This is a genomic window from Pelorhabdus rhamnosifermentans (assembly GCF_018835585.1).
Taxonomy (GTDB): Bacteria; Bacillota; Negativicutes; order UMGS1260; family UMGS1260; genus Pelorhabdus; species Pelorhabdus rhamnosifermentans.
This window is the reverse complement of the sequence record NZ_JAHGVE010000013.1, coordinates 13914-28399: the sequence shown is the minus strand read 5'-3', so window position 1 is coordinate 28399 and position 14486 is coordinate 13914. Positions and strand designations below refer to the sequence as shown.

Below are 14486 nucleotides of genomic sequence, written 5' to 3'. Positions count from 1 at the left end.
ATCATGCAGACTATTTTTTATTGCCCCAATACTGACTCAAAGATTAGCGCAATACATCTACTCCCATATAGGAACGCAATACTTCAGGCACAACAACTGAGCCATCGGCTTGCTGATAGTTTTCCAATATAGCCGCTACGGTGCGACCAATAGCGACACCTGAGCCATTGAGCGTGTGCACATACTCTGGTTTGCCTTTCGGGCCACGCCTGAATTTAATATCCGCACGGCGTGCCTGGAAATCCTCAAAATTAGAACAAGACGAAATCTCCCGATAAGTTTTTGCGCTAGGCAGCCAAACTTCCAAATCATATGTCTTGGCTGAGGAAAAACCAACATCCCCCGTACATAAGAGCACAACATGATAAGGCAGACCTAATAGCTGTAAGACTTCTTCCGCATCGGCCGTTAAAAGTTCTAACTCTTGATAGGAATTTTCCGGTAAAACAAATTTTACCATTTCCACTTTATTAAATTGATGCTGGCGAATTAACCCACGCGTATCACGACCTGCCGCGCCAGCCTCAGCCCGAAAACAGGCACTGTAAGCGGTATATTTCAGTGGCAACTGTTGACCATCTAAAATTTCGCCGCGATGATAATTGGTAATCGGTACTTCGGCCGTGGGAATCAGATAATAATCGAGTCCCTCAAGTTTAAACATGTCTTCCGCAAATTTCGGCAGTTGACCCGTTCCAAGCATACTGTCTTTATTGACAATAAAAGGTGGAAAAAATTCCGTGTAACCATGCTTTTGAGTATGTAAGTCAACCATGAAATTAATGAGCGATCGCTCTAAACGAGAACCGAGCCCCCGATAAAAGGTAAAGCGAGCGCCTGATACCTTGCCGCCCCGTTCAAAATCAAGAATTCCCAAATTTTCACCGACATCCCAGTGGGGTTTGGGTTCAAAATCAAATTGCCGGGGTGTGCCCCATTTACGAATTTCGGGATTATCATGCTCATCGTGACCAACAGGAACAGATTCGTGTGTCATATTTGGAATGCTTTTTAAAATACCGTCTAACTTGCCTTCCACTTCCTTCACTTGTCCATCCATCTCGCGAATAGAATCGCCGACACTACGCATTTTTACAATCAATTCATCGGCATTTTCGCCGGATTTTTTCATCCGACTAATATCCATACTCACACTATTGCGCTGACTCTTTAGCATTTCTACTTCAGCCAAAAGTTCCCGGCGTTTTTTTTCCAGTGCTAAAAAATCAGTTAAATCTAATGAGGAACCCCGATTTTTTAAACATTGTTCGACTTTTTCTGGATTTTCACGCACAAATTTACTCTCTAACATGAAGATACCTCCTTCAAAAAATACGTTAACATATAAAAAAAGCCCTCGCCTGAATTACCTCAGGGACGAGAGTTTATTCCCGCGTTGCCACCCTTTTTGACTGCCAAGCAGTCCGCTTAAGTTAAGGAATAACGGACTTAAACCGTGCAGTTTCCCGCAAAAGCTCCAGGGTGGAAAGACTATGGACCGCTGCCGACTCACACCCAATGCCGACTCTCTGAAAACCATCTCATAACCATAACCCTGTCATTGCCTAAATATGAACGAGCTATGAATTTTTAAAATAGTATGTTCTTTTATTTTACTATATATAACCTACATCTGTAAAGATTGGCCCCCGTTCACATGTCACCCCATACGCAAATCGCGCTTATCCACTTCACACTAGCTAAACTCTTCTTTAAATTATATCTTGTGGATAATAGCAGCATCAATACAAAAGGTGTTAATTGGCAAAAAACTGGTTGTAAAGAACAAAACCCCTGAATACATCTAAAGTATGAAATAAGAGAAAGGGGAAATAAAATGAGCTGGCAGTACTTGAAATCATGGCAAGTTGCCTTGACTTACGCAGGAACAGTAATCGGTGCCGGTTTTGCTTCTGGTCAAGAATTACTGCTTTTTTTTGCCAGCTATGGCACACTTGGACTGTTCGGTATCATCCTTGCAGGTTTTTTATTTATGTACCTTGGCAATAGGATACTTGATATTGCTTTTTATATCCAGGCAATAGGCTATCACCAAATTTTCCAAGCCGTCTGCGGCAAACGTCTGGGACATTTTTACAGCAGCTTATCTGCTCTATTCTTATTGACTTCGCTCGCTATTATGCTAGCTGGAGCCGGCGCAATAGGGAGTGAATATTTTGATTGGCCCCCCTATCAGGGCATCCTCTTGCTTGCACTGGCTTTATTTGTCACAACTCTGTTTGGAGCAACAGCCCTCATGATGGTAAATTGCCTACTTACACCCCTTTTTATTATAATGATCTTGTTTGTTGGCATACTATCACTGCTTTACCATGGCATCCATCCTGCTTTACTGTCTGTTACGCCAACCGTTGCCATTCAGCCCACGCCACACTGGGCCCTGTCCAGTGTGCTTTATGTAGCCTATAATATGATCTTAGCATCGACGATTTTGGCACCACTCGGTGCCAAAACGCCGAATCCTAAAGTACGCCAAACAGGCAGTCTGCTTGGCGGTCTGCTACTAACACTTGTTGCCTGTTTCATCATTCTCATCATCATGCTTCATTATCCAGAAGCTTTTACTACACAAGTACCTATGCTCTATATTGCCAGCGCGCAACATCCTTATAGCTACGGAGCTTATGTTGTCATTTTACTTGCAGCCATGTACACGACAGGTCTGGCAAGCCTATACGGTTGCAGCGTATATCTCTCTTCTTCCTGGCCGATTTCGGCAAGAAAGAGTGCGCTTAGTATCCTCTTCATTTGCCTCATCTGCAGTCAAGTTGGTTTTTCTGCCCTCATTACAGCAGCCTTTCCAATTTTCGGTCTAGCTACCCTCTGGTTCATCATCCGTCTTGTTTGTTATGGTCATCTAAATAATTAATCGCACTTAAACCAGCAACAAGTCCTTCACCTGTCGCTTTAGCGATTTGCCAGGGACGCCCTGTACAATCACCTGCAGCAAAAATACCCGGAATATTCGTCAAAAGCTGCCTGTCTACTTTAATAACTTCGCCAGATAATTCTAATTCGGGGATGATATTTTCAACAGGATCGGACTGTCGCATAATAAAGACCCCATGAGCCTTAATATTTTCCCCGTCTGTCACAAGTTCATCCACTTTTCCTTCACCTAAGATAGCCTGGGGACGATTTTTCAATATACGCACATTCGGCGTTAGATTGCTGTACTCACCCCGATACTGAGGCAAATACGTCACAGATCGGCAAACTTCCGCCAAAAAGTTCGTCTCATGCTCCCCTTCCGGCGTATAAGAAATAACAGCTACATCTTTGTCGCGATATAACATGCCATCACAAGTAGCACAATAACTAACACCCCGTCCGAGCAGCTCTTTTTCACCGCGAAACAAAGTCGTCGCTACGACACCTGTGGCAATAATGACGGTTTTTGCTTGATACGTTGACTGACCTGTTACTAACGTAAACGCAGGCGTCGTCACAAAGACATTCACAACTTTTTCCTTCACTAAAACAGGTTCATGGGCTAATACATGCGTAGCAAACTGCTTCATTAAATCCTGGCCGGAAATTTTCGATAATCCCAGGTAATTATCAACAACATGGGCTTTCTGTAGCTTTTGACTAAAACCAAGATGTTCAAAAAGAACGACCTTTTTATTACGATTTTTACCAGTAAGAACAGCAGATAAGCCAGCTGGACCACCACCAATTACGGCAATATCAAAGATCTCTTCCATAACTTATCACTCCTAGTCATACCTAAATATCTAGATGAAGTTATTATAGTCCCTTTTGTTCAATTCCACTAAAAAGAAAACCGAGATGATTTGTCGAATTCATCAAAACAAGTCGCCACTTTTCTTCTTCATATTCCAGCACATTAATACAAGTATTATCTTGTTTGATTTGCCAAAAATGATCAAGTCCCATATCAAGCATATCACAAAGAACCGCTTTATTCACGGCATCATGAGCAACAACTAAAATTGTCTTACCTTGATGCTTCAAAGCATAATCACGAAAAGCCGCCATAGCTCGATCACGAACTTGACCGATACTTTCGCCTTCAGGCATAATCACATTTTCTACCGTTGTTCGCCATGCAGTAAGTAAATCACCATAATCTCCTGCAATTTCATCGGCCAATTTCCCTTCCCATAGGCCATGATTAATCTCAAGGAGCCGTTCATCTGTCGTAACCCCACTCCCATGCCACTCCATACACAGCTTAGCCGTAGTATACGAACGGCTTAGGGGACTCGCATAACAAAGATCAATAGGAATATCTTTAAGTGCCTCAGCCACTTTACGTCCTTGCTCTAAACCACGTTCGCTAAGCGGCGTATCAATTTGCCCTTGATAACGTCCCTCTTTATTCCATGTCGTTTCACCATGCCTAACAAGTATAAACCGAGTCAAAATTTTTCCTCCTCCTCATCCGCTTACTGCTTCGATAGTTCTGCCAAAAATACATCTTGCGCCGCTTTGACGCCCTTGCCTTGTAGTCCCTCTTTGCCAAGTGCCGCAAGTGTCAGTTCCAACGCACTGATTGTTAGAAGAACATCACTTGGTGTAATATAGCCAAGGTGGCCTATTCTAAATATTTTATTCTCCAGTTGTTTCTGACCGCCTGCCAAAACAATACCATAAACATCGCGCATATGCTGTTGAATTTTCTTCACATCAAACCCTTCAGGAACTAACACCGACGTGACTGTATCAGAAGCACCCGCTTTGTCAGCAAAGAGTCCCAAGCCAAGTGCCTCCATGGCTGCACGAACAGCCTCACCAATGAGTTGATGCCGATGGAAAACAGCAGACAGCCCTTCTTCTTCAATCATTGTGAGTGATTCCGCCAAACCAAAAAGTAACGTGACAGGCGGAGTATAAGGGTTCTGCCACTTAACTAGCGATTTTTTAAGCAACGCCGCATCCCAGTAATATTTAGGCATGGTACTGGCAGCCTGCGCTTGCCAAGCCTTCTCAGACAAGGCTAAAAACCCAAGTCCCGGTGGCAACATTAATGCTTTCTGCGCGCCTGTAAAGACGACATCAAGGTGCCATTCATCCATTTTCAATTCAACAGCGCCTAAAGAACTGACGGCATCGACAACACGCAGCGCCGGATGCCCACTACAGGCAGCGGCCAGTGCCTGTATATCATTTGTCACACCTGTTGATGTTTCATTATGAGTCATCAAAACTGCTTTAATTTCGTGATTCTTGTCTTCCGCTAACTTTTGAGCAACAAGGGCCGGATCAGCTTGATGCCCCCACGCGAACTCTAATTTTTCTACTTTTGCACCAAATTTTTCAGCAATTTCAGCCAGACGATTACCGAATACACCAATACTCAAAGCTAACACTTTATCACCAGGTGACAAAATATTGACAATGGCCGCTTCCATCATCCCCGTCCCTGCTGCTGGATAAATCAATACCGGTTGCTTTGTCTGAAATATTTTCCGTATATCTAATGAAATCCGTTGAAACATCACTTCATACTCTGGCCCACGATGATTAATTAGTGGACGATGCATAGCCTGTAAGACTCTTTCAGGAACATTCGTTGGTCCAGGAATCATTAAAAACGGCTTCTTCAACATTACAAATCCCCCTTATGCTCTTTGTTTATTCACAATATAAAAAGCCCCCATCCCTAAAAAGGGACGAGAGCTATTCCCGCGTTGCCACCCATGTTGCTATTAAGCCAACTTTTTCCGCTATATCGGGCGAAGCCCGTCATGATTTATCACCAGATGCTCCAAGGCGGAACGCTACAATTCAAGTAAACTGACTTGCACCCACCGTCAGTTCTCTGATTACCCTTACATGCACCGAGTCCTCTTCATAGCCGTTTATATAAAATTACGATAAAGTTACTTTAAATTATAACGAACATGCCAAATACAGTCAAGTAACCTGTCCGTTTTTTTTACTCTTTGTGAGAAATGTTTTTACATAGTTTGTAAAAACTTATGAAACAGGAAAAATCAAATTTACGCAGAAAGTAAAATAATAAGACAAAACAAAATATACTGACAGCAATACCTACGCTTTTTACCTTGGAAGGAGCGAACATCTTCAATGAATAAAACAGCGCAACTTGACCAACTTTTTGATAAAAAAGTTCATGATGGCATGACCATTATGATTGGTGGTTTTTTAGGTACAGGAGCCCCCATTACATGTATTGAAAAGCTCGTCGAACGCAAAGTAAAAAATTTGACTATTATTTCAGCAGCAACTTCCATTCCGGGCGGTAACGCCGATTTGGCTCTACTATTTCAACACAAACAAGTAAAAAAAATCATTACTTCCCATATGGGCACCTGCCCAGAGGCTGTAGCACTTTATAAGCAAGGCGGTTTCAAAACAGAATATTTTCCTTTAGGATCGTTAATCGAAAAAATTCGCGCTGGCGGAGCGGGTCTCGGCGGCATTCTCACTCCCATTGGATTGGGGACAGCCGCACAAGAAGGTAAGCAAGTCATGACAATCGCTGGCAAAGACTATCTCTTAGAATTGCCTCTACGAGCTGAATTGGCTTTTATCAAAGCCTTTCGTGCCGATCAAACAGGAAATTTACAATACCGGGGCACAGCAGTCAATACTAACACTGTCATGGCTACGGCTGCTGACTATACCATTGCCGAAGTCAATGAAATTGTTGATGTAGGCACTATTGAACCGGAGCGTGTAGGTACACCCGGAATCTTCATCCGCGCCATTGTGCAAGGATACAGTCTAGAGGAACAGCACCAACGTTACCGCAAACTTTTAGCACGCTGAATCTATTCTAACCCTTGAAGGAGGTCTTTCTAGCCATGAATATTCGTGAAATGATGGCGCGGCGCGCCGCCCTTGAGCTCACTGATGGCGAGGTTGTTAATTTAGGATTCGGTATTCCCCTATCAGTTGCCGACTATTTGCCAGCTGGTGTTGAAACCATTTTACAAACTGAAATTGGCGCCTTACGCCTCGGACCATCTCCTAAGCTGAATGAGGCTGACTCGGATTTTACTGATTCTGGCGCCCAGCCTGTCACTTTATTGCCTGGTGCATCCTTGTTTGATCTTATTACTTCCTTTACAATTATTCGGGGCGGTCACATCGATACGACCATTTTAGGAGCATTAGAAGTCGACCAACATGGAAATATCGCCAATTGGGCTCGGCCTCTTGCCCCTGGACGATATGCACCAGGCATGGGTGGCGCCATGGATCTTGTCGGCGGTGCCCGTAAAGTCGTTGTCACGCTCCAGCACAATGATAAACAGGGCCATTCCAAAATACTGAAAAACTGTACACTCCCACTCACAGGTCAAGGCAGCGTAAATGTTATTATTACAGAAAAGGCCGTCTTTCAGGTAATCCCGACAGGACTCGTCCTGAAAGAAGTGGCTGAAGGATATACGCCAGAAGATATTCGCTCCTGTACAGAGGCATCATTTTCCATATCTCCCGACTGTTGCCATTATCGTCTATCCTAATAAAAGCTGGACTCTTTACTAAAGAAAAAGTTGTGATCTGCAAGAAATCACAACTTTTTTATTATATTCACTTTTTAAGCCACGGTTCTATCCATTGTTTAAGAAAATTTTTGGCTGCCATTGTTTTCAAATCAAAACTTAAGGCTTTTACTGCGGCAACAACAGGGCCGGATAACTTCATAAGCTGTTCTTGTACTTCTTGCTGCTCCGCCTGATCATCTGCTTCAGCTTGATACTTTTGATAGAGTGTCAACCGATAAGTTTCATAAAAACGCTGTACTTGCAACGCGTACTGTTCCAGCTTTTCCAACAATAAAACTGCCGCGGAATCAGAAATAATATCCGATTGAACTGCATCAAGAACAGGTAAAATCTTTGTCTCAATCATTTCTTGTTCCTGTTGCCAAAACTGCACCCACTGTACAGCAAGTTCTTCCGCAAGACCTGCCTCCATGCACTGATTCATTAGATTCTGTTGACCAGCGCCATCAGGCAAAAATAACAAAGCCATTTTTTCCATCAATTGATGTGTTTTAATGACAGCCGCAACACTTGCGCGATGTTCTAAGAGCCAACAAAGGGGTTGTAACTGATTTTTAACTTGTTCACAAACAAAATCCACTAAAAAGGGCAGGCTGGGTAGTTGCTGATTCTCCAGCTTCGCTAATTGACTCAGACTGTCAACGGAATGCGCAGCCTGATTCAGTTGCTCCCCTAACGAATCAATTTTCTGCCACATTGCTTGGATATCGTTTTGAAGAACTGTTAGCGAAACGTCACAAAGATTTTGCAACTTTTCTAGCCTTTCAGAGGCAGATGGGGTTGCAACTTGGGATCCCTCTTTTTGCAACGAAAACTGCGCAATTTGTGCCAATCCCTCGCTATTTTCCTCAGCAAACTCTTCTAACGCCGTCAAAACCTTAGTTAACCAACTTTGCGCCTGACGATAAAATTCCAATACAGTTATAGCTTTTTCAGAATAAAACTTTTTACAATAATGATGGCTAATAATCTCATGGATATTAGGCAACTTTTCATGCGTCTGTTCTTCCAACAATTTAGCATACTGCTTCACAAGTTCACGACGTCTAATGAATTTATAATAAATATCCTGAATATAATCATTATCAAAAAACGGAACTAAATCTTCCGTAATAAAGAACTGCAATAATCGCCGCTCACTTTCAAAACCATCAGGGAACAATCGATCATGCTTGTTAGGCAAAAATTCATCTGTTTCATATTTCTTATTGCAGACATACAAAGCATAAGCCGCATAATCACCCGTATTGTAACTAAAATCATTCGATATAACAAATCCTTCTTCTGTTTGAAACCGCGTTTCCTCCCTATTTTTTTTGCGACAAACAACATCATAATCTTCATTAAAAAACGGAAAAGACCGATCTTCCCAAGCCGTTTTTAAATCTTGATAAGTAGGGACTGACCATTCGGCAAGTTCATGCAGTTCAATTTGGCTGGCAACAGACTTTTTGCTGCCAGTAAACAGTTCCACATAATCCAAATTAGGCCAAATAAGCCCTGTGTTACGATCAAATACCCAGAGCGGACGACTCTTAAAAAAATACCAGCGCTGCTTTTTCAATGCCGCAAAAAGCTCCACTTTTTTACCATTACTCCGCCTACCCAGTTCATTACGCAGCTGATCTAACTCATGATCCAAGGCGGCAATCGTCCCCAACATTTGCTGTCGCTCCCATTTTTTTTGCTCTTTTTCTAATAGTAGCTCCTGCTCTCTGTCAAATAGCACTTGCAGCTCTTCCGCAACATCCGGGTGAGCCGCCCCGTCTAAGAGTTCATTTAGCTGATAAATAGCCTGTTCGAGGACTAATTTTCTTCCTGAAAGCTCATGAAACGACATTGTCTTTCCCTCCATCACAAACTCTATTAAATACACCAAAACAAGACAGTCTTGTCTAGACTGTCTTTAGTTATTAGGACTATGCATCGGCCCTGCCCCCCACAACGTTTTCCTTGAGCTGCTTTTTTTGATCCCTTGCTTTATGCCAAGCTTCGCGTGCTAAATCTAATACGCGTGGTTCTAATTTAGCCTGGCGATCCCCGACTACCTTGCTCAAATAGGATAGAGCTTCATCTATTTTTCCCGTAAGCCGATAAAGTTCTCCAATTAAATATTCCATTGTAATCAAGCTCATACCGCCAATTGGCGTCCGTTCCTTGAGCAAAGCTTGTTCATAATATTGCCGGGCCTTATCAAGAGCAGCCTTTTCTTCATCCTGTTGCTCAGCCTCGCGATAAAGCCAACCCAAACGCAAACACATGGTTGCAATACGGCTGTCTTGAACATGAACGAGAGAGGCAAAAAAGAGTGCTAATTTAAACGTAGCAACGGCATCAGCGCAAGTTCGAGTTCCCCCAAAATCAACATTCACTTCACGACTCGTAAGAAACTTAGCGACTTTATCTCGACCCGACTGTGGCAATTCCTCAAAATAAGCATCATAACCAGCATAACCACAATGCGGACAAACCCAAATACTATAATAATTCGGATTTACCTCTTTATAATGAGTGCAAAAATCACTGTCTTGATGCGTCAGAGTCAAACGGCTACGAACCTTTGTCACTGAAAAAGAGTTCGAACAAATTACACATGTTTTTTCGGTCTCATACGTTGGACCAACCATTTTTCCACCTGTCTTCCTCAGTTTGTGTCAGCTATTTTCAATAATTATACTATGAGAATAATATTAGACATTTACTGAAAAATTCCTGTCAAAATTTTTGGTCTCTTGTAGACAATATAATTGATAAAACCATCCCTGTTATTTTACCAGTACTTCTTGTGTACCAAATTCGACAAATTTCCCTGTTCAAGCACATAAACACAGTCCTTATTTGCGAGTTGACCGTTTTGTCCAAAAAAAGTCGAGCCCAGGCTGTAGCAGCATAGGCTCGACAAAACAGTCCGTAAGGACCTCAAATGCCAAAGGAGCACAAAAAATACCCCCATAAATCGTAAGCTTTCCCCAAAATTGCGCCATTTTCTTGTACTTCTCATTTTTTAGTCGTCCGTCTTTCCACCTTCGCTATGGACCAGTGTCGCAAAATCAATGCTTTGCAACTGATCGATGAAGGTAGCCTGCACTGTCTTTAGGGTTTGATGTACCGGACAAGCTGTACCAAATTGTTTAGTACAATTATTAGGCTCATGCAAACAACGCTGGATAACAATAGGGCCCTCCATTGCTTCAATGACATCATACAAAGAAATTTCCTTCGGTTTTCTTGTAAGCGCATAGCCCCCCTCCACACCGCGAAAAGATTTCACTAAACCGCCTTGCATTAGCGACCGCATAATTTTAAGTAAAAACCGTGTCGGAATATTTTGTTTCAAAGCAAGCTCCGACCCTCGTATAATCGTTCCTTCAGGCCAATAAGCTAAGTACAAAACAACGCGAAATGCGTAATCGGTTGCTTGATTAAACTGCATCGATGAGTGCCTCCTATTAATACTATACCAGTTAAGTATCAATTATAATAATAATCCACAAAAAAATTGTTGTCAATAGTTCAGCCTGACCAAAACCGATTTTACTGGAAACATTTTATTCCTTGTAAACTAACTGCGAAAGTACTTGTCTGTTAACCGTGTCAGCCACAACTGAACAGACTGGCCAAGCTGCCCCTCATTAAGACGAAAGTGCCAGTTGCCGCCTACTGTTCCTGGCGTATTCATTCGACTCTTTTCATCTAACCCAAGCAGATCCTGCACAGGAACAATCGCGGTCCTGCCATGAGAGGCAAATGCCAATTCTACCAGTTTCGCCGCAATATTTTGCTCTGAAATAGATCCTAAATAATGATTCAGACAAGACTCCTCTCTTGTCCCTCGCATAGACTCACGATACCAGCCTAATGTTGTATTATTATCGTGCGTACCTGTATAAACAAACGACTGTTTTGGCACCGACAAGCGCGCCCATCCTTCCGAAGTATCATAAAAAGAAAACTGCAGCACTTGCATGCCTGGAAGTTGAAACTCTTCTTTCAACTTTATTACAGCAGGTGTTATGACACCTAAATCTTCGGCAATAAGCGGCAAAGGGTTCCATTGCTGCAGAAAAGCTGCCAAAATCTTTATTCCTGGCCCTTGGCACCACTGACCATGCACGGCTGTTGCAGCATGAAAGGGAATGGAATAATACGCCTCAAGTCCACGGAAATGATCGAAACGAATCTCATCGACGTATTGCAGCAATGTATTAATGCGTTGGCACCACCAGGCATAATTTTCATCCTCATGAGCCTGCCAATCATAAAGGGGATTGCCCCACAATTGCCCTGTGGAACTAAAATAATCGGGGGGAACACCTGCAACGGCTCGGGGAGAACCACTGGAATCTAAATCAAATAACTCCGGCCGGCTCCAAACATCGGCACTATCATAGGCAACATAAAGAGGCATATCGCCAATAAAAGAAATGTTTTTGCTTGCCCCATACTGCCGTAACTGACTCCACTGCGAAAAAAACGTATATTGTAAAAAAGCCTGATAATCAATTTCCTCTTTGAGGTCCCGCTTAGCTTTACCTAAAGCCGCTTTGTTACGTTCACGAATTTTTGGGGGCCAACTGCTCCAAGGTGAACCATATTTTTGGCGAAGGGCCATGAATAAACAATAGTCAGCCAGCCAAAACTGCTGGGCTAAACAAAACTGCGCATAAGAAGTATCCTGCCAAGAATTTTTATGCTGAGCAAAATAGCTTCGCAACTGCTTTTCCTTCCAGGCGCGAGCTTTTTCGTATTCCTCGGGTTGCTCATCAAAAGACGGTTTATATTTCTCTGTCGTTAACTGCTGCAAATCAATAAGTAGCGGATTACCGGCAAAAGCAGAAAAGCACTGATAAGGGGACTCGCCAAATCCGACTGGATTTAGAGGGAGAATCTGCCAAAGCTTTTGTTTAGCACCAGCTAAAAAATCAATAAATTGAAAAGCAGATTCATCAATAGCCCCTAACTGATCTTTAGACGGCAATGAAGTGGGATGAAGCAGTACCCCTGAACGCCGAGCCGTTCTGTCATCATGCTGGGACTCTTCACCAGTCATAAGTACCTTGCCTTCACAAGGGCGCAGCCTAATAATCCACTGTCCCTTATCATCACGAAGAACAGGCTCGTGCCAAAGAACGTCCTCAACTCCTTGATTTTGCAACCAAACCGCATTCACTGTCACAGTCGCCGCCTGGTCACTGCGATTCAAAATCACCAGAGCCTGCTGATCTCCTCTTTTCCTTATAAATGCATAAACGTCTTCGCCAAGTGCAAAGGATGAAAAATCGCCTTGCTTAAAAACATCCTGCTGCCTCAGTTCTATCATCTGGTGATACCATGCCATAAGCTCCTGATCTTCCTGCCCCCATGGATAAGTTCGTCTATTCAGCGGATCTGTATAGCCTTCCAAACCTGCCTCATCACCATAGTAGATACAAGGAACGCCTGGAAAAGTCATCTGCCACAAAACAAGAAGCTTCAGCCGAACCTTTGCCTTAGTTCGCTGTGCATTCGTTAACTTGCGCCGCCCCAGCGTACCAATAGATTCTTTTCCTGTGTAACTATCATCGCCGAGAAGCGATAGTATCCGCGGCACGTCATGACTGCCAATAAGGTTCATGGCACTAAAAAAATGCTCTGCCGGATAATTTTCATAAAGGCTCATCACCTGACAATGCGTCAAATAAGCACTACTGTTACCAAGTATAAAGTCAACGGCAATACGCCTAAACGGATAATTCATTGTTGAATCGAGTTCCTGCCCCAACAAGTATTCTCGACGCTCGCTGTAACTCGTTTTATTACTGGCATCTTCCCATACTTCGCCAATAATAACAGCCTCAGAATCCGTCTCTTTCACAACCTGCCGTAATTCTTTAACAAAGAGCGCGGGTAATTCATCTACTACATCAAGCCGCCAGCCTTTAGCTCCTCGTTTGAGCCACTGACGAACGACACTATTTTCTGATGAGAGCACAAATTCGCGATAAGTCGGCTGCATTTCATCAACATTAGGAAGTGTGTCGACGCCCCACCAGCTCTCATATTTATCAGGAAACTGCTCAAAACGATACCATGCATAATAAGGAGACTGCTTAGACTGATATGCCCCAAGCGAAGAATAATGACCATCCTTATTAAAATACATACTATCACTGCCTGTATGACTGAATACGCCGTCAAGAATAATGGCAATACCCCGCTTCTTAGCTTCTCCACACAATTCCTGGAACAATTCATTGGTACCAAAAGAAGCATCAATTTCCTCATAATTCCCTGTATCATATTTATGGTTACTTGCAGCTTCAAAAATAGGATTCAAATACAGAATGGTGACACCAAGTCCTTGTAAATAAGGCAGTTTATCCATAATCCCCTGTAAATTCCCGCCAAAAAAATCATAAGCAAGCATCTCGCCTGTCTGAATATCCTTGGTATAAACAGGTACATCCTCCCAATGAGTATGATTCAGAGCACCCGCTGGAAATTTTAGCTCACTACTGCCACCGCGATAAAAACGGTCCACAAAAATTTGATACATCAACCCCTCCTTATACCACTTCGGAACGGGTGCCGTTTCATACACAGTTAATTGATAAGACGGCGGCGGCTCCTGTGCAATCTGCCCAACTCCGCCAAAGCCTGCTTGATTGTTACCATAATATATTTTCTTTCCTGCTCCCTCTAAAATAAAGTAATACCAAACAAGCCCAAGCTGCCTGGGTACAAACGTCGTTTCAAACCCCTCTTCCTGCGCAGCCAAATAGTGCTTCATGGGAAGGAGTATTTCACCTGTTTTTTCTTCCCATAAACGTAAGGTACAATAAGTAATATCCGTATTTTCAGGTACAGTTATTTTTAAGTAAACAGGCTGTAGACAAGCAACAGCCCCAAAGGGGCTGCGAAAGGAACGTTCATGAGAGTTATGCATAAAGGACTGAGAATTCATCATACTCACCTTCCTGA

Annotated in this window: 11 protein-coding genes and 1 other annotated feature; of the genes, 3 read left to right on the top strand and 8 right to left on the bottom strand. The window is 42.9% G+C overall.

All coding sequences use genetic code 11. From position 1 onward, the window contains the following. Positions 1-43: 43 nt before the first annotated feature. Positions 44-1312, bottom strand: a complete 1269-nt coding sequence (serS, locus tag Ga0466249_RS15405; protein ID WP_215830366.1) for a serine--tRNA ligase — start codon at positions 1310-1312, stop codon at positions 44-46. 58 nt (positions 1313-1370) lie between these two features. Beyond that, positions 1371-1571 (bottom strand) — a binding site (T-box leader). A 266-nt stretch (positions 1572-1837) separates the two neighbouring features. Between serS and Ga0466249_RS15400 the strand changes: the two genes are divergently transcribed. Then, on the top strand, positions 1838-2890 hold the full coding sequence (locus Ga0466249_RS15400; protein WP_215830365.1) for a YkvI family membrane protein: 1053 nt from the start codon (positions 1838-1840) through the stop codon (positions 2888-2890). On the opposite strand, the gene Ga0466249_RS15395 is transcribed toward Ga0466249_RS15400, so the two are convergent. From Ga0466249_RS15395 to Ga0466249_RS15385, 3 genes are read right to left on the bottom strand one after another with little or no spacing between them, the layout of a single operon-like run. Continuing rightward, positions 2853-3728 (bottom strand): NAD(P)/FAD-dependent oxidoreductase, encoded by an 876-nt coding sequence (locus tag Ga0466249_RS15395; RefSeq protein ID WP_215830364.1) that lies wholly within the window; start codon positions 3726-3728, stop codon positions 2853-2855. The genes Ga0466249_RS15400 and Ga0466249_RS15395 overlap by 38 nt on opposite strands. A 43-nt stretch (positions 3729-3771) precedes the next feature. Then, positions 3772-4410, bottom strand: coding sequence for a histidine phosphatase family protein (locus Ga0466249_RS15390; RefSeq protein ID WP_246588778.1), 639 nt, complete (start codon positions 4408-4410; stop codon positions 3772-3774). Positions 4411-4433: 23 nt separating this feature from the next. Continuing rightward, entirely contained in the window at positions 4434-5597 is a 1164-nt protein-coding gene (locus Ga0466249_RS15385) for a pyridoxal-phosphate-dependent aminotransferase family protein (protein WP_215830363.1), read from the bottom strand. Positions 5598-6078: 481 nt separating this feature from the next. On the opposite strand from Ga0466249_RS15385, the gene Ga0466249_RS15380 reads away from it, so the two are divergent. Together Ga0466249_RS15380 and Ga0466249_RS15375 are read left to right on the top strand one after the other, a co-directional pair. Further along, the gene (locus Ga0466249_RS15380; RefSeq protein ID WP_215830362.1) at positions 6079-6783 is read left to right on the top strand and encodes a CoA transferase subunit A; all 705 of its coding nucleotides are present in this window, start codon (positions 6079-6081) and stop codon (positions 6781-6783) included. 35 nt (positions 6784-6818) lie between these two features. Continuing rightward, positions 6819-7484 (top strand): 3-oxoacid CoA-transferase subunit B, encoded by a 666-nt coding sequence (locus Ga0466249_RS15375; RefSeq protein WP_215830361.1) that lies wholly within the window; start codon positions 6819-6821, stop codon positions 7482-7484. Between the two features lie 67 nt (positions 7485-7551). On the opposite strand, the gene Ga0466249_RS15370 is transcribed toward Ga0466249_RS15375, so the two are convergent. The 4 genes from Ga0466249_RS15370 to malQ all read right to left on the bottom strand — a co-directional run bounded on the left by Ga0466249_RS15370 (position 7552) and on the right by malQ (position 14472). Continuing rightward, the gene (locus Ga0466249_RS15370; protein ID WP_215830360.1) at positions 7552-9366 is read right to left on the bottom strand and encodes a hypothetical protein; all 1815 of its coding nucleotides are present in this window, start codon (positions 9364-9366) and stop codon (positions 7552-7554) included. Positions 9367-9445: 79 nt separating this feature from the next. Further along, positions 9446-10153 carry a DUF2225 domain-containing protein gene (locus Ga0466249_RS15365; protein WP_215830359.1) on the bottom strand — a complete coding sequence of 236 codons (708 nt, stop codon included), beginning with the start codon at positions 10151-10153 and terminating at the stop codon, positions 9446-9448. Between the two features lie 377 nt (positions 10154-10530). Continuing rightward, positions 10531-10959, bottom strand: a complete 429-nt coding sequence (locus Ga0466249_RS15360) for an RrF2 family transcriptional regulator (RefSeq protein WP_215830358.1) — start codon at positions 10957-10959, stop codon at positions 10531-10533. A 129-nt stretch (positions 10960-11088) separates the two neighbouring features. Beyond that, complete coding sequence (malQ, locus tag Ga0466249_RS15355) at positions 11089-14472, bottom strand: 4-alpha-glucanotransferase (RefSeq protein ID WP_215830357.1); 3384 nt, start codon at positions 14470-14472, stop codon at positions 11089-11091. Positions 14473-14486: the final 14 nt, after the last annotated feature.

Bases quoted from the DNA above. Each gene is read 5' to 3' on its own strand.
- Ga0466249_RS15365 (WP_215830359.1), bottom strand. From the start codon at position 10,153: ATGGTTGGTCCAACGTATGAGACCGAAAAAACATGTGTAATTTGTTCG.
- Ga0466249_RS15360 (WP_215830358.1), bottom strand. From the start codon at position 10,959: ATGCAGTTTAATCAAGCAACCGATTACGCATTTCGCGTTGTTTTGTAC.
- Ga0466249_RS15375 (WP_215830361.1), top strand. From the start codon at position 6,819: ATGAATATTCGTGAAATGATGGCGCGGCGCGCCGCCCTTGAGCTCACT.
- Ga0466249_RS15385 (WP_215830363.1), bottom strand. From the start codon at position 5,597: ATGTTGAAGAAGCCGTTTTTAATGATTCCTGGACCAACGAATGTTCCT.
- Ga0466249_RS15400 (WP_215830365.1), top strand. From the start codon at position 1,838: ATGAGCTGGCAGTACTTGAAATCATGGCAAGTTGCCTTGACTTACGCA.
- Ga0466249_RS15395 (WP_215830364.1), bottom strand. From the start codon at position 3,728: ATGGAAGAGATCTTTGATATTGCCGTAATTGGTGGTGGTCCAGCTGGC.
- malQ (WP_215830357.1), bottom strand. From the start codon at position 14,472: ATGATGAATTCTCAGTCCTTTATGCATAACTCTCATGAACGTTCCTTT.
- Ga0466249_RS15380 (WP_215830362.1), top strand. From the start codon at position 6,079: ATGAATAAAACAGCGCAACTTGACCAACTTTTTGATAAAAAAGTTCAT.
- Ga0466249_RS15370 (WP_215830360.1), bottom strand. From the start codon at position 9,366: ATGTCGTTTCATGAGCTTTCAGGAAGAAAATTAGTCCTCGAACAGGCT.
- serS (WP_215830366.1), bottom strand. From the start codon at position 1,312: ATGTTAGAGAGTAAATTTGTGCGTGAAAATCCAGAAAAAGTCGAACAA.